The sequence below is a fragment of the Amycolatopsis sp. cmx-8-4 genome, assembly GCF_046548675.1.
Lineage (GTDB): Bacteria > Actinomycetota > Actinomycetes > Mycobacteriales > Pseudonocardiaceae > Amycolatopsis.
The window spans coordinates 94,036-113,425 of the sequence record NZ_JAEBDZ010000016.1 but is presented as its reverse complement, the minus strand read 5'-3'; the positions used below and the strand labels follow the sequence as shown (position 1 = coordinate 113,425).

The following is a 19,390-nucleotide window of genomic DNA, read 5'->3' as shown; positions in this document are numbered from 1 at the left end:
GGATTCCCCTTCTGTATCAACGAAAGTTCAGGCCCGGCGGATGACGATGTCGCCGGTGTAGCTGCGGGCCTTGATCTGGACCGTCTCGGCGGTCCCGCTGGGCCCGTCGGACGCGGCGAGCGAGTTGCGCACGGCTCCGGTCAAGGAACTGAGCTCGAGCCACGCGGCGCTGCCCTCGCGGATGCCGACCTCGATCTCGCCGACCGCGGTGTCGAGCACGACGGCGTCGCGGATGACCTCGCCGATCCGGACGTCGCCGGCGGCGGTCTTCGCGTGTACCCCGGCGTGGGCGAGGTCGACGAGGATGTCGCCGTTGGCGGTGGAGACGCGCAGGTCGCCGGTGACTTCGCCGACGCGGGTCTCGCCGTTGGAGTTCTTCAGCTCGGCCGTGCCGTCGATCTCGCGGATCCGCAGCTCGCCGGTGCCGGTGCCGAGCTCGGCGTGCCCGGTGGCGCGGCCGACGAAGATGTCGCCGGTCGCGGTGTTCGCCTCGATCCGGGAGGCCTCGTCGACGTGGATGTTGCCCACGGACGTCTTGACGCGGCTGTCGCCGACGCGGCCGGACACGTGGTAGTCGCCCATGGCGGAGACGGCCCGGACGCGGGACCCGGCCGGCAGCTCGACCGTGACGTGCAGCGCGCCGCCCTTGCCGAACAGCTTGGTGGTGTACTTCGGGCCCTTGACCAGCAGCACGCCGTCGGTGAACTCGACGCGGGTGCGGCCGGCGGCCTTGATGTCGTCGTTGTCGGACGGGTCGGCCGGCTCGACCTCGACGGTGGTCTCGGTGCGCTCACCGGCGACGATCCGGACGTCGGCGACGCTGACGTCGATCGTGGCGGTGATCGGCTCGGGGGTGGCGAAAACAGGCATGGCTGTGCCCTCCTGGGCGGTTCGGGTGGCGTCTCCGCAGGTCGGAGCCGTGAAGGAAGAAGAAGGGTTACTGAACCCAGCCGGTGTACTTGTCGCCGTAGACCGACCGCTGCCGGGGCTGGGCGCTCCCGGAACCGAGCGCGGCGTTCGCGGCCCGGACCAGCCAGGCGTTGGTGGAGAGCCGGTCCCGGTTCGCCGCCTCCTCGACGCGCTGCTTGAGCTGCTCGGGCAGGCGCAGGTTGATCCGGGAGACGGTGCCGTCGTCCGGCTCGGACGGTGGTGGCGGGGTCTGCTGGGGCGCCGGCTCGGGTGCGGTGGGCAGCGAGACGGCGAATTCGGCGTCCCGGCGGCGAAGGCGGACTTCGACGGAGCCGGGTGCGAGGTCGCGGGTGATCTCGTCGGCCGCGGCCGACAGGGCGTCGAGCAGGGTCAGGCGGATCGCCGATTCGAGCGGCGCGGTGAGCCGCTCGGCGAGGGCGACGGCTTCCTCGCCCGCCGACTCGGCGGCGACCGCGAGCTCCCGCCGGAGTTCGTCTACGAAGGGCGTCAGGTCCATGGCACAACTATGGCGCCATCGTGGCACCACGACAACCCTGAATTGGCACCCTTAGGGGTCACGAGTGGTGCCAGAATGAGGAAAAGCCCAGCTCAGGCCGGTTCGATGCGCTCCAGCAGCTCGTCCAGGAAGCCGCAGGCCTCGGCGGCGGCCCGGTCCGCGTCGCGCTCGGCGATGGCGTCCGCGAGGCCTTCGTGGCCGATCTCGGGCACGTGACCGGCACCCGGCGTGATGCTGGAAGTCGCCGCGACGCTCGCCGTGATGACCTCGGTCAGCCCGCGGTACAGCTCGGTGAGCAGCCGGTTGTGGCCGCTGCGGACGACGGTGCAGTGGAACTCGGCGTCGGTGCGCGCGAAGTCCTGCCAGCGCCCTTCGTTCAGCTCGACCTCGCGGCGGGCCAGCAGCGCGCGCAGCTCCGCGACGTCCTCGTCGGTCCGCTCGGCCGCGGCGAGCCGGGCGCCCTCGACCTCGAGGGTGCGCCGGACCTGCAGCACCTCGCGCAGCTCGTCACCGCAGAGCCGGCGGATCGCGCCGGAGACCTCGCTGGTCGCGCGCACGTAGGTGCCGTCGCCCTGGCGGACCTCGAAGATGCCGGTGTGCGCGAGGGCGCGCACGGCCTCGCGGATGGTGTTGCGGCCGACGCCGAGCTGGTCGCCCAGCTCGACCTCGGTGGGGATGCGCTCGCCGATCGGCCATTCGCCCTGCGTGACGGCGGTCCGCAGCTGCTCGATGACCTGGTCGACCAAGCCTGTCCGCCGGGTGGTGGCCAGAGGCACAGGAATTATCCCTTCATCCAATCATCCTACGTATGCGATAGTAGCTCGTATGCCCGTCGAATCCCGTGAATCAGCACTCGAACCCGAGCTGGACGGCGCGATCGAGACGCGCACGCCCGGCGTGGTCGCCGGTGGCGCGCTGCTCGCGGTCGCCGTGGTGCTCACGGCGCTCAACCTGCGCCCGGCCATCACCGGGGTCGGCCCGATGCTCGCCGAAATGCGCGCCGGCCTGGGCGCGTCCGTGCTCTGGGCGGGCGTGCTGACGACATTGCCGACCCTCTGCTTCGCCGGCGCCGGGCTCGCCGCGCCGCTGCTGGCCCGCCGCGCCGGGATCGGCGCCGCCATCGCGGTCGCGCTGACCGCGATCGCCGCCGGCCTCATGCTGCGCGTGCTCGACGGCCCGTACGTCGTGCTCGGCGGGACGCTCGTCGCGACCGCCGGGATCGCCCTGATCAACGTGCTCATCCCGGTGGTCATCAAGGGCTCCTTCCCGGCTCGGATCGGCCTGATGACCGGCGTCTACACCGCCGCTCTGCAGGGCGGCGGCGCGCTCGGGTCGGCCGTGACCCCGCAGCTGGGCGACGCCTTCGGCGGCTGGCGCCCGGCGCTGGGCAGCTGGGCGATGGTGGCCGTCGTCGCGCTCGCCGCGTGGATTCTCGCAGCCCGCGGCACCGGCCGGGCACCGCGGCACACCGACGCCGCCGAGGGCGGCCGCTCGCTGCTGCGCAACCGGCTGGCCTGGATCGTCACGGCCTTCTTCGGCCTGCAGGCCTTCTACGCCTATGCGGCGATGGGCTGGTTCCCGCAGGTGCTGATGGACGCCGGCGTGTCGCGCGCCGACGCGGGCCTGCTCTTCGGCCTGGTCTCGCTGATCGCCGTGCCGATCAGCCTGGTCGTGGCGCCGATGGCCGCCCGGCAGCGCGGCCAAGGTGCGTGGATCGTGACGTTCGGCGTGTTCGGCCTGGCCGGGACGGCCGGGCTGATGCTCGCCCCGGCGTGGTCGCCGCTGCTGTGGAGCCTGCTGATCGGCCTCGGGATGAGCGTCTTCTCGCTGGCCCTGACCGTGATCGCGCTGCGTGCGAAGACCGGCGCCGACACCGCCCGGCTGTCCGGGATGGCCCAGGGCTTCGGCTACCTGTTCGCCGCGCTCGGCCCGTTCCTGTTCGGCCTGCTGCACGACCTCGCGGGTGGCTGGACGGTGCCGCTGGCGATGCTGCTCGGCCTGCTCGTGGTCCAGATGGGCTTCGGCGCTCTCGCGGGACGCCACCGGTTCGTCTGATTCTTAACTGTTAATACCGTTCGCGGCCGTTCGGCGGCCTAAGATCGTTCGATGGCGGTTCCGTCGCCGGCCCTCGGGACGTTGCTGCGCACCGGCCCGTTCGACGCGGCCCTGCGCGCGGCGATCCGTGCCCGCGGCCTGAGCCTCGATCGCCTGCGCGAACACCTGCACGCCCGCGGCGTCTCGGTCACGACGGCGACGTTGAGCTACTGGCAGTCCGGCCGCAGCCGGCCGCAGCGGCGGGACTCGGTGCGCGGGGTGCGGCAGCTCGAAGTCGTCCTCGACGTGCCGCCGGGGTCGCTCGTCGCGCTGCTCGGCTCGCCGCGGTCACGCCGCTCCACGGCCGCCGAGATGGGCCGGTTTTGGCCCGACGGCGGGCGCATCGACGCCGCGGTGTCCGATGTGGACACCCGATGGGACGAGCGGCTGACCCGGATCAGCCAGCACGACGTCGTGACGGTCGGCCCGGATCGCGAGGAGCTGGCGTTCCATTCGCGGCAGGTGCTGCGCGCCGAGGCGGACGGCCCGGACCGCTGGGTGGTCATCCTGCACCTGGACGAGCACGACCGGCCACTGCCGGAGGTGCGTTCCCTGCGCGGCTGCCAGGCCGGGCGCAGCGTGCACAAGCCGGAGGACGGCCTGCTCGTCGTCGAACTGCTCTTCGGCCGGCCGCTCGTCCGCGGCGAAACGGTGATCACCGAGCACACGCTCGTGAATCGGGCGCCGCATCCCCTGGCGACGAACTATGAACGGAAGTTCCGGCTGCCGGTCCGCGAATACGTGCTCGAAATCCGCTTCGACCCGGCGGCGGTACCCGCGGTGTGCCGGCGGATCGTGGAACACGACGGCCAGCCGGCCGAATACGCCGACGTCGTCCCGGAATCCGGTGCGGTTCACGGCGTCGCGCTCAATTTCGGGCCCGGCCGTTACGGTTTCGATTGGGAATGGGACGCCAGTTAACTGTTAAGGCCCTGCGGATCTTCAATTCGGTGTTCCCCGGGAACTACCGTCGGCGAACCGAATCCCGATCCGAGGAGAACCTCATGCGCAGACTGGTTTCCGTCGCGGGTGTCGCCGCGCTCGCCGCATTGGGACTGGGCTTCCAGCCCGCTCAAGCCGCGCCACCGGCACCTCCGGCCCATCCGCAGGCCGAGGTCGACGGCGTCGCGGCCGCGTTCGGCCTGCCGGCGGACCAGGCCCGGGGCCGCCTCGCCGCCCAGGACGACGCCCACCGCCTGGCCGCCGCGCTGCCCGCCGCCGTCCGGCAGCAGTCGGCGGGGGAGTGGTTCGACGCGGCCGCCGGAAAGCTGACCGTCGCCGTCACCACGCCGGCCGCCGCGGGTCAGGTCCGCGCCACCGGGGCCGCGGCGCAGGTCGTGGCCCGCAGCCAGGCCGAACTGGACCGCACCGACGCGGCCGTCCGCACACTGGTCGGCCAGGGCGTACCCGGCGTCTACGGCTGGGGCGTCGACGTCCGTGGCAACGAGGTCGGCGTCTCCGTCGACCGGACGAAGAAGACGGCCGCGACGGAGAGTTTCCTTTCCAGCGTCAAGGAACTCGGCGTCCGGATCACCGAGACGACGACGTCGCCGAAGCAGCAGTCGGGCACGATCCAGACCGGTAACCCGTGGTGGCCGGGCAGCGAATCGAACTGCTCGGTCGGCTTCCCGGTCACGGATTCCAGCGGTGCCAAGCACTTCCTGACCGCGGGCCACTGCACGAACGACAGCAACCAGGCCGCCTACGGCGCTTCGGGCCAGCAGAACAAGGTGGGCACGTCGAACGTCGGCGGCACGCACAGCGTCAACGGCCAGGAAGGCGACATGGGCCTCGTCGCGGTGACGGAGGCGGGCTGGAACCTCTCGGCGTCGGTCAACACCTGGGGCCAGCCGGCGGTGACGCTCTCCGGCGCGGCCGAGGCCATGGTCGGCGACAGCGTCTGCCACTCCGGCAACACTTCGCACTGGCAGTGCGGCGAAGTGAAGTACACGCACAAGTCCGCCGACTACGGCAACGGCCTCATCATCGGCGACCTGACCTGGACGACGGCGTGTTCGCTCGGCGGCGACTCCGGCGGCGGCTGGCTGCTCGGCAGCAAGGCCACCGGCCTGCACGACGGCGGCCCGTCGCAGTGCGTCCAGAACCCGAGCGACGGCGATATGTCGCTGTTCCAGCCGGTGATCGAGGCGCTGAACAAGTGGCAGCTCACGCTCGTCACCAGCGGCGGCACCGGCGACACGACGGCGCCGAGCGCGCCCGGCAACCCGCGGTCCACCGGCACCACGTCGAACAGCGTCTCGCTCGCCTGGGACGCGTCGACGGACAACACCGGCGTCACCGGTTACGACGTCTACAACGGCTCCACGCTGGCCACGAGCGTCGCGGGCACCAGCGCCACGGTCTCCGGGCTCAACCCGGACACGGCGTATTCGTTCACGGTCAAGGCGAAGGACGCCGCCGGGAACGCTTCGGCGGCCAGCGCGGCCGTCAGCGCGCGGACCCAAGCGGGTGGCGGCGGCTCCCGCACGCTGACCAACGACACCGACTACGCGATCCGTGACTACCAGCAGGTGCTCAGCCCGATCAGCTCGACGCTGACCGGCAGCGCGGCCGCCTCGATCGGCGTCTCGCTGACCATCCGCCACACGTGCGCCGAAGACCTCGGCATCACGCTGCTGGACCCGAAGGGCAAGGCGTACGCGCTCAAGTACAGCGGCGGCAGCACCTGCACGCCGTGGAGCGGCGCCCGGACGTTCACCGTGCCCGCCTCTGCCACCCCGGCCGCTGGTCGCTGGCAGCTGCGCGTGACCGACTACGGCCCCGGCGACACCGGGACCCTCGACACCTGGTCGATCACCCTGTGAACATCATCCGGTGAACGCCGTGAGGGGCACCTTCAGGGACTTGTAAGCCCTGAAGGTGCCCCTCACGGCTTTCGGCTCAGTCCAGGGGCAGGTTGAGCAGGGCGTTCTCGATCAGCTCCGGCATGGCCGGGTGGATCCAGTACTGCCCGCGCGCCGTCGCGTGTGCGTCCAGGCCGAAGCTCATCGCCTGGATCAGCGGCTGGATGACGCTCGACGCCTGCGGCCCGATGATGTGCGCGCCGAGCAGCTGCCCGGTGGCGGGGTCGGCGAGCAGCTTCGCGAAGCCGGTGGTGTCCTCCATCGCCCAGCCGTAGGCGATCCCGGCGTAGTCCTGCTTCGAGACCACGTAGGACACGCCCTGCTCGCGCGCCTTCTGCTCGGTGAGCCCGACGGACGCGATCTGCGGGTGGGTGAACACGGCGTGCGGCACGAACCGGTGGTCGGCCTCGATCCGCTCGTCCGGGTGCAGCAGGTTGTGCTGCACCACCCGGGCTTCGTGGTTCGCGACGTGCTTCAGCTCGTGCGGCGAGGAGAGGTCGCCGAGCGCGTAGATGCCCTCGACGGCGGTCTCCTGGTAGTCGTCGACCACGACGTGCCCACTGTCCATTGTGGTCACTCCGGTGGCGGCGACGTCGAGCAGGTCGGAGTTCGGCTTGCGGCCGGTCGCGACGAGCAGCAGGTCGGCCTCGACGGTTTCGGCGCCCTGCGGCCCTTCGAGGTCCAGTGCGACGCCGTCGGCCGTCTTGCGCGCCCGCACGGTCTTGCGTTCCAGGCGGACGTCGAAGCGTTCCGACGCCAGCTCGGTGAAGCGGGCGCTGACGTCCTCGTCCTCCGAGCGCAGCAGCCGCGCGGACCGGTTGACCAGCGTGACCCGCACGCCGAAGGAGGCGAAGACGTGCGCGAACTCGGCCGCGATGTACCCGCCGCCGAGGATGACGATGCGCTCGGGCAGCTCGTCGAGCCGCATCACCGTGTCGGAGGTGTAGTAGCCGGTGTCCTCGATGCCGGGGATGTCCGGGATCACCGGACGGCCACCCGCCGCGAGCACGAACCTGTCCGCGGTCAGCACCTCGTCCGGACGCCCGTCGGGGAAGCTGACGCGCAGTTCCTTGGTCCCGGTGAAGCGCCCGGTGCCCTCGTAGACGTCGACGTTCTTGTTGTCCTCGTGGCTGCGGCGGTATTCCGCGCCGCCCGCGGCGATCGGGTCGATCCGCCCGAAAATGCGGTCGCGGATGTCGCGCCAGCGCACGCCCTTCAGCTCTTCGTCGACGCCGTACTTCGCGCTCTCGGCGGGCGTGTAGGCGACGTCGGCGGCGTAGACGAACATCTTCGTCGGGATGCAGCCGACGTTCAGGCAGGTCCCGCCGAAGGTGCCCTTCTCCACGATGGCCGTCTTCTTGCCGGCGAAACCGGGGCCGAGGATCGAGTTCCCCGATCCCGTCCCGACGATCACCAGGTCGTAGTGGGGCACTTCATCCTCCGCGGGCTCGTTCCGGTCGGTTCACCCTAGCCAACCTGCTGCGTGGAGCAGGTGTTCCCGCGTGTGCTTAACGTCGTATTACGTACTCAGTGCCCGCGGTCAGTGCCCGGTCGCGGTGAAGTGCATCCGGTCCTTCGGGCTGGTCCACGCCCCGCCCCAGCTCCAGCCGATCGCCGCGAACGCGCGGACGGTGGCGTCGCCGGCCAGGACCATGCCGGGGCGTTTCCGCGAGCGGTCGACGTAGGCCGAGGCCAGCTCGGGCAGCACCAGGTCGCCCTGGGTGTAGGGGTTGCAGAACGGGTTGACGTCCACCGCCAGCCCGTAGGCGTGCGCCGACCAGGTCGTCTGGCCGCGTGCCGGGCGGCAGACGAACGCGCTGGTCGAGTTGCCGTCGCCGGTGGGCGCCAAGGTCAGCTCGGCCGGGCTGGTCACGCGCATTTCCTCCAAGGGGAAGTGCGCGGCGAAGAGTTTCCCGAACGCCTTCGTGATCCCGGCGGCGCCGGACGCGTTCACCAGCATCTCGCCGGTGTGCGCGCGGCCGTCGAACCCCCAGAACGCCATCGTGAGGTAGCGCAGGTCGGTGGCCTTGACCGGGCAGGCGGCCTGCCAGGTGCTGCGCGCGAGGACGGCGGCGGGCACGGCGCTGATCGTCGAGGCGTAGGCGTTCCCGGCCGGTGGGGGAAGGACGTCTTTTGTCGGAAGTGCCCGATTCACCAGTTCGGGCGGCGTCGGCTCGATCTCGCCGAAGCCGTCGGAACGCAGGGGGAGCGGGCGGGCACCCACCTGCCAGGTGACAACAGGCGCGCTCGACGTCTTCGGCGGCGCCGGTTTCACCGGGGAGGGGGGTTTGGACACGGTCGTCGTGACCGGCGTCGCGGCGACCGGCTGGGGCGCCGAGGGGACCTCCGACGTGCAGGCGGCCAGCGTGAGGGCCATGACCGCCCCGAGCGCCGCCGTCGCTGTCCGTCGCATTCCGCAAGCTTGACATAAACGGTCGGTGAGCGCGGAGTCCACCCGTTTCAGTGACACCGCTTCGGGCTCACTCCGATTAGGGTATTCAGGGCCACCTGTTCACGCTGTGGAGTCGCGTGAGTGCCGTGCGCAGTGCCTTTTGCCTGGTGTTCGAAGAGGGGAACGACCCATGTCCGTGAAGTCCCGCCGATCCCTGCTGCTCGTGAGCGGCGCGCTCCTCGCGGTCGCGGCGGTCGCCGTCCCGGTCGTGGTGAACACGGCTTCGGCGGACCCGGCGTCCGCCAACCAGCCCCGGATCGTCGGCGGCAACAAGGCTTCGCTCGACGACCACCCGTACGCGGTGTACCTCGCCGACCCGGGCGGGAACCAGTACTGCGGCGCGGTGATCGTCAGCTCCACGGCGGTCGCGACCGCGGCGCACTGCGCGAAAGCCGTGGCGAAGCAGGACGTCCGCGTGGTGGCCGGGCGCGAGGACAAGCGCACCGGTGACGGCCAGGTGCTGAGCGTGTCGAAGATCTGGATCAGCAAGGGGTACAGCGACCCGACGGCGGGCAACGACGTCGCGGTGCTGACCGTGCGCGGCCAGCTCGGCTACCGGCCCGCGAAGCTGCCCGACAGCGGCGATTCGGCGTCCTACCGCGAAGGCACGCAGGCGACGGTGCTCGGCTGGGGCCGCGTCGCCGACGGCGGCGACCGGTCCGATTACCTGCGCAGCGCCCAGGTCCCGGTGATCGGCGACAAGGACTGCAGCTCCGACTACGACGTCTACGACCCGAAGACCATGGTGTGCGCGGGTTACGCCGACGGCGGCGTCGACGCGTGCCAGGGCGACTCCGGCGGCCCGCTGGTCGTCGGCGACACCCTGATCGGTCTCGTGTCCTTCGGCGACGGCTGCGGCAAGGCCGGCAAGCCGGGCGTCTACACACGGGTTTCGGCGTACGTCAACGACATCCAGCAACAGGCCAACCCGCGCCTGCTCGGCTGAGCGTGGTAAGCAGGGGTATGCCGACCCTGCACGACGCGACCGGCCCGGAGCTGACCGCCGCCCAGCTGCACGACATCCTGCGCCTGCGGGTGGACGTCTTCGTGGTGGAGCAGAAGGCCGCGTACCCGGAACTCGACGGCCGCGACCTGCTGCCGGACACCCGCCACCTCTGGTTCTCGGACGACAGCGGGGTTACGTCCTACCTGCGAGTCCTGCTGGACCTGGGCGGCATCCGCCGCATCGGCCGCGTCGTCACCGCGGCCCAGTCCCGAGGCGCCGGCCTGGCGGCCCGCCTGATGGACGCGGCGCTGACGATCCCCGGCGAGTACGTCCTCGACGCCCAGACGTACGTCCAGGGTTTCTACGCGCGCTACGGCTTCGTCACAGAAGGCCCCGAATACACGGACGACGACGGAATCCCCCACATCCGCATGCGCCGCCCCGCCTGACCACGCGAGCCGACCCTCCAGGTACGCGAGCCGACCGTCTGGGTACGCGAACCGACCGTTCCGGTACGCCTCAGTCGGTCGCACCGCGCGGCGCGGTCGCCGTGATCACCTTTACGGCACGGTCCACATCGGACTCCGTGAGGTCGGCCCGCACCGTCAGCCGCAGCCGTGAGATGCCGTCCGGCACCGACGGCGGCCGGAAGCACCCGACGCGGATGCCCTGCTCGGCGCACGCCGCGGCCCACGCCACGGCCGTCTCCGCGGACGGCGCCTGCACCGAGATCACGGCGGCGTCCGGCACGCTCGCCTTCAGGCCCGCCGCCTTCAGCTGCATCGCGAGGTTCCCGGCGTTCTCCTGGACCTTCTCCGCCAGCCCGGGCTCTTCTTTCAGCGCGTGCAACGCGGCGAGCGCGGCGGCGGCGCTGGCCGGCGCGAGCGCGGTGTCGAAGATGAAACTGCGCGCGGTGTCGATGAGGTGCTTGATCACGCGACGCGGCCCGAGCACGGCCCCGCCTTGCGCGCCGAGGGCCTTCGAGAGCGTCAACGTCGTGACGACGTCGGGGGCGCCCGCGAGCCCGGCGGCGTGGACCGCGCCGCGGCCGCCTTCACCCAGGACGCCGAAGCCGTGCGCGTCGTCGACCAGCAGGCCGGCGCTGTGTTCGCGGCAGATCCCGGCCAGCTCGTCGAGCGGGGCGAGGTCGCCGTCGACCGAGAACACCGAGTCGGTCACCACCAGGGCCCGCGGCTTGCGCCGGGTCGACAGCGCGTTCTTGATCGCAGACGGCGTCGCGTGCGCGACGGCGGCGATGTCGGCCCGCGACAGCCGGCAGCCCTCGATGAGGGACGCGTGGATGTACTTGTCCGTGACGATCGCGGCTTCGCTGCCGGACAACGCCGTCACCGCGCCGAGGTTGGCCGTGAAGCCCGACGAGAACACGAGCGCGGCCTGCACGCCGCAGAACCGGGCGAGCTCCATCTCCAACTCGGTGTGCAGCTCGGTCGAGCCGGTCACCAGCCGTGAGCCGGTCGAGCCCGCGCCCCACCGCAGCGCGGCGGCCGCGGCGGCCCCGGCGACGCGCTTGTCGTGGGCCAGCCCGAGGTAGTCGTTGCCGGCCAGATCCAGCTCATCGGTTTTGGCGGGGCGGGGCCGCAACTGCCGCACCAGACCCGCGCCCGCACGCTTTTCCGCCTCGACATCGAGCCAGTCGAAAACCTGGTCGGGCGGAAGTGTCGGCGGCGTAGTCACATCCCGCAGTCTCCCACCCGGGCCTCGCGCGGCCGTGAAGCGGGCCTGGAAACGCCGGAAGCCCCGGACCGGCGAGTGCCGGTCCGGGGCTTCCGGGAGAAATCAGCTGTCGTAGCCGCGACGCGGGCCACGGCTCGGCCGGCCGTAGCCGCCACCGCCGCCCGAACGCGGCTGACGGCCGCGGCCGCTGAAGCCGCCGGAACGGCCTTCGTGCGAGCCCTGGCTGTAGCCGCCACGGTCGCCACCGCGGTCACGGTCACCGGCGTAGCCGCCACCGCTGCCGGCGTGGCTGCTGCTGCTGCCGCCGCCACTGCCGCCGCGGTAACCGCCACGGCTCGAACCGCCGAAGCTGCCGCGGTCGCCGCGGAAGCCACCGCCGCCGCCACCGCGACGCGGGCTCTCACGCCGACGCTCGATGACCGGCTCGCCGCTGGGCTCGCGGGCACCGGTGATGCGGGTCAGCGCGTCGTCGCCCGGGCGGACCATCGTGGACTCGGCGCGGACGCCGGCCCGGTCGGTCATCCGCTTGACCATGCGGCGCTGGTCGTTGGTGACCACCGTGACGACGACCCCGGACGCCCCGGCGCGCGCCGTGCGGCCCGCGCGGTGGAGGTAGTCCTTGTGGTCGGCCGCCGGGTCGACGTGCAGCACCAGCGAGATGTCGTCGACGTGGATGCCGCGCGCGGCGACGTCCGTGGCGACCAGCACCGGGGTGTGGCCTTCCTTGAAGTCCGCGAGCACCCGGTTGCGCTGACCCTGGGTCTTGCCACCGTGCAGCGCCGCCGCGTTGACACCCTGCTCACGCAGGCGCTCGGCGAGGCGGTCCACGTGGTGCTTGGTGCGCACGAACATGATCGTGCGGCCCTCACGGGCACCGATGTGGGTGATGACGTCCTGCTTGTCCTGGTGCGAGACCTGCAGCACGTGGTGGTCCATGGTGGTGACGCTGGCGGTCGACGGCGCGACCGAGTGCGTGACCGGGTCGGTCAGGTACTGCTTGACCAGCCGGTTGACGTCACCGTCGAGCGTCGCGGAGAACAGCAGCCGCTGCCCACCGGACGGGGTCAGGTCGAGGATCTCGCGAACCTGCGGCATGAAGCCCATGTCGGCCATCTGGTCGGCCTCGTCGAGCGCGATGAAGTTGCAGTCGCCGAGGTTCGCGGTGCCCTGCCGGACGTGGTCGGAAAGCCGGCCGGGGGTGGCGATCAGCAGGTCGACGCCACGGGAGAGCGCGTCGGCCTGACGGGCGAAGGCCATGCCGCCGACGGCGGTGCGGCACCACAGGCCGAGCGACCTGGCCAGCGGGGTCAGCGAGTCGGCCACCTGCATGGCCAGCTCGCGGGTCGGCACCAGGATCAGCGCGCGGGGGCGCTTCGGGCGGGCCTTGCCGTCGGCGAGCCGGGCCAGCATGGCCAGGCCGAAGGCGAGGGTCTTGCCGGAACCGGTCTGGGCGCGGCCCAGCACGTCCCGGCCGGCCAGCGCGTCCGGGATGGTCGCGGACTGGATCGGGAAGGGGCTGTTGATGCCGGCCTCAGCCAGCGCGCGGAGCAGCGGCTCCGGCAGGCCCAGCTCGGCGAAAGTCCTGGTCGCCACCGTCTCGACCGCGTCGTCGCGCAGCATGTCCCCACCGGCGGGGCGCTGACGCGGCCGGCGGTCGGGACGGTCCGCGTGCGCGGACGTCGAGGTGGTACCAGAGTTGAACGTGACTGTCACAAATGCCTCTCGGACATGGTTCGTCACAAGGAGGCCCGGGCTCCCCGCGCGCAGGCAGGGCAAGATGGTGTGCGGTGGGCGTTCACAGGGACGGACCCCGGCGCACTGTGTCTTGTCGCTTCACGACACTGCGAGCCGCTTTGGGATTACGGATCACCGCGAGCCTTCGGTGGCTCTGGAGGCGACGGACACCAACTCATCCACGCCGCCGGTTGCGGTCTGTACATACTGTACCCGAGGTGGGGCCGGGACTACTCGTTGAGGTCACCTGTTGTGGGCGGCGTCGCAGACGTGTCCCACGCCACATCCGCGACGCCGCCACGCGATCACCCGATCCCGGCGCCGGACACGAGTTCCGCCAGCAGCTCATCGGGCCTGGTGACGTGCTCGCCGAGGCCCCGTGAGTGGAACCAGCCGGCCAGGTTGCGCACGTCCCGCGCCAGGAATTCGACCCCGCCCGGGTTGGCGACGACGTCGACGACCTGGGGCAGGTCGATCACCACCAGCCGCCCCCGGTGCACGAGCAGGTTGTAGGCCGAGAGGTCACCGTGCGCGAGCCCCTCGGACGCGAGCAGCTCCAGCGCCGCGGTGGCCTGGAACCACAGGTCCTTCAGATCGTCGGGCTCCGGCCGGACCTGGGCCAGCCGGGGAGCCGCGGTCCCGTCGTCCTCGCCCAGGAACTCGAGCAGCAGTTCGGTCCCGTTGCGCTGGACGGGGTACGGCACCGGCGCCCCGATCGTCCACAAGCGACTCAGCGCGGCGAACTCCGCGACGGCCCACTGTTCGGCGATCAGGTTGCGGCCGAACGCGGTGCGCTGGGCCATGGCCCGGGTCTCGCGGGAGCGGCGCATCCGCCGTCCTTCGAGGTAGCCCGCGTCACGGTGGAACAGCTTGTGCTCGTCACTGCGGTACCGCTTCGCGGCCAGCAGCCCGCCGGGCGTGCCGGGCAGCCCGCGCCGCAGCAGGTGGACATCGGCCTCCTTGCCGGTCTTGAGGACGCCGAGGTCGGTGTCGACCGCGGCGAGCTCGGTGACGACCCAGTCCGGCCGGGGCAGCGGGCCGTGTTCGGCGTCGTCCCAGGTCGACCAGTGATCGGCGCCGTCGGGCAGCTGGTTTTCGGTGTAGGCGTCGTCCCGCAGTTTCGCGAGCCGGACGCGTTCGCCTTCGGTCAGCCGCCCGCGCCGGGTGGGCTCGGGTTCGTCGTCGAACCGAGCACGCCGGGAGGACCGCTGGTCGCTCTCGTCCCCGGCCCGCGCCCGCCGACGTGCGGTGGGTAGGTCGTCTTCGTCGTCGAGCTGCCCACGGCGGTGCGAGGGCTGTAGGTCGTCTTCGTCCTCGAACGGCGTGTGGCGGTCCGAGGGTTGCCGGTCGGGCTCCTCGTCGAGCCGCGAGGGCGGTCGGTCGCTTTCGTCGGCGAACCGCGAGAGGAGCGGGGTGCGGTGGTGGTGGTCGTCGCCGAACCGCTCGCGGTGGCGCGAGGGGCGTTCGTCGAATCGGTCGTGATCTTCGAAGTCGTGCAGTCGCACTGGTGGGTTCTCCTGGTTCAGGGATGCCCCACCGGGCGCGTGATCAGCCTCGGGGGGCGGGTGGGCTTGGGCGCAGACGGGCCCGCACAGTCATCACCACAGGCACCTCCCCGCTCGCTCACACCCCGGCTCCCTGCCGGACGTCTCCCAGCTTGCCCGGCCGCCCCGGCGCCGCGCAACCGAATTGCGCGAACGGTCCGTTCGTGCCCTTTCCTTGAATTCCGGCCGCCGCGGTGGTCACGATGATCAGGCAGGCCGAACGAGGAGGAGCGGGATGGATGCGTACGACGTCGTGGTCGTCGGTGGCGGGCACAACGGGCTGGTCGCGGCGGCCTACCTGGCGCGGGCCGGCCGGTCGGTCCTCGTGCTGGAGCGGCGCGGCGAGACCGGTGGCGCCGCGGTGTCGTTCCGCGCGTTCGACGGCGTCGACGTCCGGTTGTCGCGCTACTCGTACCTGGTCAGCCTGCTGCCCAGGAAGATCATCGCGGACCTCGGTCTGGACGTGGCGCTGCGGCGGCGCCGGATGTCGTCGTACACGCCCTCCGGCGACTCGGGTCTCCTTGTCGACACGGGTGACGACGCCCGGACCGCCGAGTCGTTCCGGGCCCTCACCGGATCCGCCGCGGACTTCGCGGCGTGGCGCCGGTTCTACGAGCTGACCGGGCGAGTCGCCGAGCGCACCTTCGGCACGCTCACCGAACCTCTTCTGTCCGAAGTGGACTTCCGGGCCCGGGTCGGTGACGCCGAGGCGTGGTCGATGCTGTTCGAGCGGCCGATCGGCGAGGCGCTCACCTCGTGGTTCGGTGACGACACGGTGCGCGGCGTGGTGCTGACCGACGCGTTGATCGGCACGTTCGCCGCCGCGGGTGCCGAGGATCTCCGGCAGAACCGCTGCCTGCTCTACCACGTGATCGGCAACGGGACGGGCGACTGGGACGTGCCGGTCGGCGGCATGGGCGCGGTCACCGGCTCGCTGGCCGCGGTGGCTTCCGCGGCGGGCGCGAAGCTCGTCACCGGCGCCGAGGTGCTGGCGATCGACCCCGGCGGCGAGGTGCGCTACCGGCACGCCGACGCCGAGCACGTCGTGCGTGGTGGGCACATCCTGGCGAACGTCGCACCGCCCACGCTGGCGCGGTTGCTGGGGGAGGAGAGCGCCGACCGGCCGGAGGGTGCGCAGCTGAAGGTGAACATGGTGCTGTCCCGGCTGCCGAAGCTGCGCGAACCGGGTGTCGACCCGGCCGAGGCGTTCGGCGGCACGTTCCACGTCAACGAGACCTTCACCCAGCTGGAGACGGCGTATCGCGAGGCGGCGGCGGGGAAGATCCCCACGCTGCCGCCGTGCGAGATCTACTGCCACTCGCTGACCGACCCGTCGATCCTGGGTCCGGCCGAGCGGGTGGCCGGCGTCCAGACGTTGACGTTGTTCGGCCTGCACATGCCCGCGCGGCTGTTCGAGGGACGCAACAACCAAGCGCGCGAAGAGGCGTTGCGCGCGACGGTGGCTTCGCTGAACAGCGTGCTCGCCGAGCCGATCGAGGACTGCCTGCTGACCGGGCCGGACGGGAAACCGTGTGTGGAGGCGAAAACGCCGCTGGACCTGGAGGCCGAGCTCGGGCTGCCGGCCGGGCACATCTTCCACCGGGACCTGGCGTGGCCGTTCGCGGCGGACCCGGCGCAGGCCGGCCGCTGGGGCGTCGAGACGGCGCACGAGCGCGTGCTCTTGTGCGGCGCGGGAGCGGTGCGAGGAGGTGGTGTCAGCGGCATCCCCGGCCACAACGCGGCGATGGCCGTGCTGGGAAAGGGTTCCTGACCGGCGACCCGCGCCGACGGCCGGTTCGTGCTAGACCACCGGCGGGCGGCGGACGTCGTAGAGGTCCCAGTCCAGCTGCCAGAACGCCTCGATGCCGTGCTCGCGGATGTACTCCCGCTCGGTGTCGTGCACCGGGAAGCAGCCGGCGATGCTGATGGGCGCGCCACCGCAGTCGAGGAGGGTGTACTGGTCCGCGTCGAGGCCTGCGGGCGCCGAGACAGCGAACGCGGTCATGTCGGACTCCGGCGCGATCGGCTCGCCGAAGTCGATGGTGTCGCCGTAGACGAACGGGCAGGTGCCGCGCAGGTGTTCGGCCAGGTAGCCGATGGCCAGGGCCCAGACCGGGTCGTCGGAGCGGACGCTGATCCACAGCTCCGGCTTCACCCCGTGCCACTCCGCGTGGTCGGCGAGGGAGAGGCCGTAGGTCGCGCCCGTCAGGTAGCGCGGCTCGGGTTCGTCGGCGTAGACGAGCGAGATGACGTCGTCGAGCCCGGCGTGGGTGGACGGGATCGGCTGCAGCCGGGGGTCGGTACTCCCGGTCAGGGTGTCGAGATGGGCGACATACCGCTCGGCACGGCTCGGCATGGCGCGCAGCATACGGCGGTCCGGGTGCCCGCGCGGGGGAATCCGGGTCGCCCGGGCGCGGCACGGTCGGGCAGGGTGGGGAGCATGCGAGTGCTCGTGATCGGAAGCGGAATCGGCGGTGCCGCCACGGCCTACCACCTGGCGGGCCGGGGTGCGGAAGTGATCGTGGCGGACGCGGCCCGTCCCGGCACGGCCACCGAGGCCGGCGCCGGGATCGTCAGCCCGTGGACGTCACGCTGGGAGGACGCGCTGTACCCGCTCGCGGCGGCCGCGGGCCGGTACTACCGGGAGTTCACGGCCGAACTGGCCGAGCTGGGCGAGGAGTCGTCGTTCGAGGTCGTCGGCGGGATGATCGTCTCGGCCGAGGAGTCCGAGCTGGCCGAGGCGCGGGAGCGGCTGGCCGCGCGGGCGGCGGACGCGCCGGAGATCGGCGAGGTCCGCTCGCTCGACCCGGCCCAGGCCCGGGAGCTCTTCCCGGCGCTGGCGCCCGGGCTGAGCGCGGTGCACCTGTCCGGCGCCGGCCGCGTCGACGGGCACCAGCTGCGCCGGGCCCTCTTGGCCGCCGCCGAGCGGAAGGGCGCGAAGTTCGTCGAAGGTGAGGTCGCCTTCCGCGCCGACGGCACGGTGGCGGGCGAAGCGGGCCCGCTCGAAGCGGACAGCGTGGTGGTCGCGGCCGGCGCGTGGAGCCGCGAGCTGCTGGCGCCACTGGGCGTCGACGTGCCGGTCACGCCCCACCGCGGCCAGATCAGCCACTTCGACCTGCCCGGTACCGACACGTCGGCCTGGCCGGTGGTCCTGCCGCGCACCAGCCACTACCTGCTGGCCTTCGGCGGCGGCCGGGTGGTCGCGGGCGCGACGCGCGAGGCAGAGTCCGGGTTCGACTACCGGGTGACCGCCGCCGGCCAGCGTGAGGTGCTGGACAACGCCCTGACGATCGCACCCGGCCTGGCAGACGCCACCCTCGCCGAGACCCGGGTGGGCTTCCGTCCGGGCACCCCGGACGGCCTCCCGGTGCTGGGTAGCATCCGCCCGGGCCTGACGATCGCGACGGGCTTCGGCGCGGGCGGCCTGACGAACGCCCCGTACGCCGGCAAGCTGGTCGCGGCGGTGGCGCTGGGCGAGGATCCGGGCTTCGACCTGAGCCCGTTCTCCCCGGACCGCTTTTAGCTGTGGACTGCTTCCGCCTGCGGGCTACGTTCTCCTGCGGGCTGCTTCCGTCTGCACTGGCCCAGGCCCAGGCCCAGGCCCAGGCCCAGGCCCAGGCCCAGGCCACGGGCCGGTCGCGGACCGCTTGCGGTCCTGGATGTCTCGTCCTCGGATCGGCTCTGCCCGACCAGGCGGCTCTCGACGGATCCGTCCGGCTCGCGGCCGGCCGCGCCGAGTCGCGGCCGGTTCGGGTGTCGGATCGGCGGCGCCGGGTGGCGGCCACGTCCGGTTCGAGTCAGCGGGCGTCGCGGCAGAGACGACCGTGTTGTGCCGCGATCGGCGCTGTGGTGTGGCCCGGCGTCGGCGGGAGCGTCAGCCTTCGGTGATCAGGTCCAGGGCGTGGTCGCCGGTGCGTTCCACCACCAGGCCCGCCTTGCGGATCACCTTGGCCAGCTGGTCCACAGTGGACGGTTCGGCGCGGGTGACCGCCAGCACGTGGGCCAGACGGCCCTTGTACGCCTTGTTGAAGTGGCTGACCGTCCCGCGCTCGCCGTTGGCGTTCTCGGTGACCACGCGGACCGTCACGGCGTCCGGGCGGAGGTTGGCGAACGCCGAGTAGGTGCCCGAGCGGAGGTCGACCACCAGGTCGTCGATGTTCTGCAGCACCGGCTCGAGCACCGGCTTCCACATGGCGCGGATGGTGCCGAGCGCGGGCAGGGAGTTGCCGCCCGAGAGGCGGTACGCCGGGATCGGGTCGGTCGCCGAGACCACGCCGAACAGTGAGGACGTCACCGCCAGCCGGCGGTGGGCCTTCGCCAGCCCGGCCCTCGTGAAGCTCTTGACGTCGAGCGCGTCGTAGAGGACGCCGGTGTAGCGGCGCAGGGCCGGCATCGTCGGGGACGTCCACAGCTGCGCGTTGCGGATGACCTCGCCGGCCTGGCGCTCGGTGATGCCCAGGGCCGCGATGCTGGCCGGGACGTCGCCCGCCAGCTCGACGAGCGCGTCGGCGAGCTTCGCGCGCGTCGGGTTCAGCTCGGGGAACGACAGCGCGGCGTGGTCCAGCGGGGCGCCGCGGCCGCCGTCGGCCTTGGTCTCGGAAGGAGGGAGGAGCACCAGCACGCACTGAGCGTAAA

General features: G+C 72.0%; 17 protein-coding genes. 7 read left to right on the top strand and 10 right to left on the bottom strand.

Translation table 11 applies throughout. The features are described from left to right. Positions 1–27 precede the first annotated feature (27 nt). The 3 genes from ACLJQZ_RS30345 to ACLJQZ_RS30335 form a co-directional block, all read right to left on the bottom strand. Positions 28–870 (bottom strand): DUF4097 family beta strand repeat-containing protein, encoded by an 843-nt coding sequence (locus ACLJQZ_RS30345; RefSeq protein WP_247062484.1) that lies wholly within the window; start codon positions 868–870, stop codon positions 28–30. A 67-nt stretch (positions 871–937) separates the two neighbouring features. Continuing rightward, entirely contained in the window at positions 938–1,426 is a 489-nt protein-coding gene (locus tag ACLJQZ_RS30340; RefSeq protein WP_326947230.1) for a hypothetical protein, read from the bottom strand. Between the two features lie 92 nt (positions 1,427–1,518). Continuing rightward, positions 1,519–2,202 (bottom strand): FadR/GntR family transcriptional regulator, encoded by a 684-nt coding sequence (locus ACLJQZ_RS30335; RefSeq protein WP_410623269.1) that lies wholly within the window; start codon positions 2,200–2,202, stop codon positions 1,519–1,521. Positions 2,203–2,251: 49 nt separating this feature from the next. Here ACLJQZ_RS30335 and ACLJQZ_RS30330 point away from each other — a divergent pair, with 49 nt between their 5' ends. The 3 genes from ACLJQZ_RS30330 to ACLJQZ_RS30320 all read left to right on the top strand — a co-directional run bounded on the left by ACLJQZ_RS30330 (position 2,252) and on the right by ACLJQZ_RS30320 (position 6,345). After that, positions 2,252–3,481 carry a CynX/NimT family MFS transporter gene (locus ACLJQZ_RS30330; RefSeq protein WP_410623268.1) on the top strand — a complete coding sequence of 410 codons (1,230 nt, stop codon included), beginning with the start codon at positions 2,252–2,254 and terminating at the stop codon, positions 3,479–3,481. A 51-nt stretch (positions 3,482–3,532) separates the two neighbouring features. Next, positions 3,533–4,441 carry an XRE family transcriptional regulator gene (locus tag ACLJQZ_RS30325; RefSeq protein ID WP_410623267.1) on the top strand — a complete coding sequence of 303 codons (909 nt, stop codon included), beginning with the start codon at positions 3,533–3,535 and terminating at the stop codon, positions 4,439–4,441. A gap of 83 nt (positions 4,442–4,524) precedes the next feature. Further along, positions 4,525–6,345, top strand: coding sequence for a proprotein convertase P-domain-containing protein (locus tag ACLJQZ_RS30320; protein WP_410623266.1), 1,821 nt, complete (start codon positions 4,525–4,527; stop codon positions 6,343–6,345). Positions 6,346–6,421: 76 nt separating this feature from the next. Here ACLJQZ_RS30320 and ACLJQZ_RS30315 read toward each other — a convergent pair whose 3' ends face one another. Together ACLJQZ_RS30315 and ACLJQZ_RS30310 are read right to left on the bottom strand one after the other, a co-directional pair. Further along, the gene (locus ACLJQZ_RS30315) at positions 6,422–7,816 is read right to left on the bottom strand and encodes a mycothione reductase (RefSeq protein ID WP_410623265.1); all 1,395 of its coding nucleotides are present in this window, start codon (positions 7,814–7,816) and stop codon (positions 6,422–6,424) included. 108 nt (positions 7,817–7,924) lie between these two features. Further along, entirely contained in the window at positions 7,925–8,797 is an 873-nt protein-coding gene (locus ACLJQZ_RS30310) for a M15 family metallopeptidase (RefSeq protein ID WP_410623264.1), read from the bottom strand. Positions 8,798–8,966: 169 nt separating this feature from the next. Here ACLJQZ_RS30310 and ACLJQZ_RS30305 point away from each other — a divergent pair, with 169 nt between their 5' ends. Both ACLJQZ_RS30305 and ACLJQZ_RS30300 read left to right on the top strand, forming a co-directional pair. Then, entirely contained in the window at positions 8,967–9,782 is an 816-nt protein-coding gene (locus ACLJQZ_RS30305) for a S1 family peptidase (protein WP_410623263.1), read from the top strand. 17 nt (positions 9,783–9,799) lie between these two features. Further along, positions 9,800–10,231: a GNAT family N-acetyltransferase gene (locus tag ACLJQZ_RS30300; protein ID WP_410623262.1), complete on the top strand. Its 432-nt coding sequence runs from the start codon at positions 9,800–9,802 to the stop codon at positions 10,229–10,231. A gap of 70 nt (positions 10,232–10,301) precedes the next feature. Here ACLJQZ_RS30300 and ACLJQZ_RS30295 read toward each other — a convergent pair whose 3' ends face one another. The 3 genes from ACLJQZ_RS30295 to ACLJQZ_RS30285 all read right to left on the bottom strand — a co-directional run bounded on the left by ACLJQZ_RS30295 (position 10,302) and on the right by ACLJQZ_RS30285 (position 14,362). Further along, a complete protein-coding gene (locus ACLJQZ_RS30295) occupies positions 10,302–11,477 on the bottom strand; it encodes an 8-amino-7-oxononanoate synthase (protein ID WP_410623261.1) in 1,176 nt (391 codons plus the stop codon). Positions 11,478–11,579: 102 nt separating this feature from the next. After that, positions 11,580–13,190 carry a DEAD/DEAH box helicase gene (locus ACLJQZ_RS30290; RefSeq protein ID WP_410623260.1) on the bottom strand — a complete coding sequence of 537 codons (1,611 nt, stop codon included), beginning with the start codon at positions 13,188–13,190 and terminating at the stop codon, positions 11,580–11,582. A gap of 326 nt (positions 13,191–13,516) precedes the next feature. After that, positions 13,517–14,362 carry a serine protein kinase RIO gene (locus ACLJQZ_RS30285; RefSeq protein ID WP_410623354.1) on the bottom strand — a complete coding sequence of 282 codons (846 nt, stop codon included), beginning with the start codon at positions 14,360–14,362 and terminating at the stop codon, positions 13,517–13,519. A gap of 628 nt (positions 14,363–14,990) precedes the next feature. On the opposite strand from ACLJQZ_RS30285, the gene ACLJQZ_RS30280 reads away from it, so the two are divergent. Beyond that, entirely contained in the window at positions 14,991–16,526 is a 1,536-nt protein-coding gene (locus ACLJQZ_RS30280) for a phytoene desaturase family protein (RefSeq protein WP_410623259.1), read from the top strand. 30 nt (positions 16,527–16,556) lie between these two features. On the opposite strand, the gene ACLJQZ_RS30275 is transcribed toward ACLJQZ_RS30280, so the two are convergent. Continuing rightward, a complete protein-coding gene (locus ACLJQZ_RS30275) occupies positions 16,557–17,111 on the bottom strand; it encodes a suppressor of fused domain protein (protein WP_410623258.1) in 555 nt (184 codons plus the stop codon). Positions 17,112–17,195: 84 nt separating this feature from the next. On the opposite strand from ACLJQZ_RS30275, the gene ACLJQZ_RS30270 reads away from it, so the two are divergent. Beyond that, the gene (locus tag ACLJQZ_RS30270) at positions 17,196–18,278 is read left to right on the top strand and encodes an NAD(P)/FAD-dependent oxidoreductase (RefSeq protein WP_410623257.1); all 1,083 of its coding nucleotides are present in this window, start codon (positions 17,196–17,198) and stop codon (positions 18,276–18,278) included. A gap of 351 nt (positions 18,279–18,629) precedes the next feature. On the opposite strand, the gene yaaA is transcribed toward ACLJQZ_RS30270, so the two are convergent. Beyond that, positions 18,630–19,376, bottom strand: coding sequence for a peroxide stress protein YaaA (gene yaaA, locus ACLJQZ_RS30265; protein ID WP_247062505.1), 747 nt, complete (start codon positions 19,374–19,376; stop codon positions 18,630–18,632). Between the last annotated feature and the right edge of the window lie 14 nt (positions 19,377–19,390).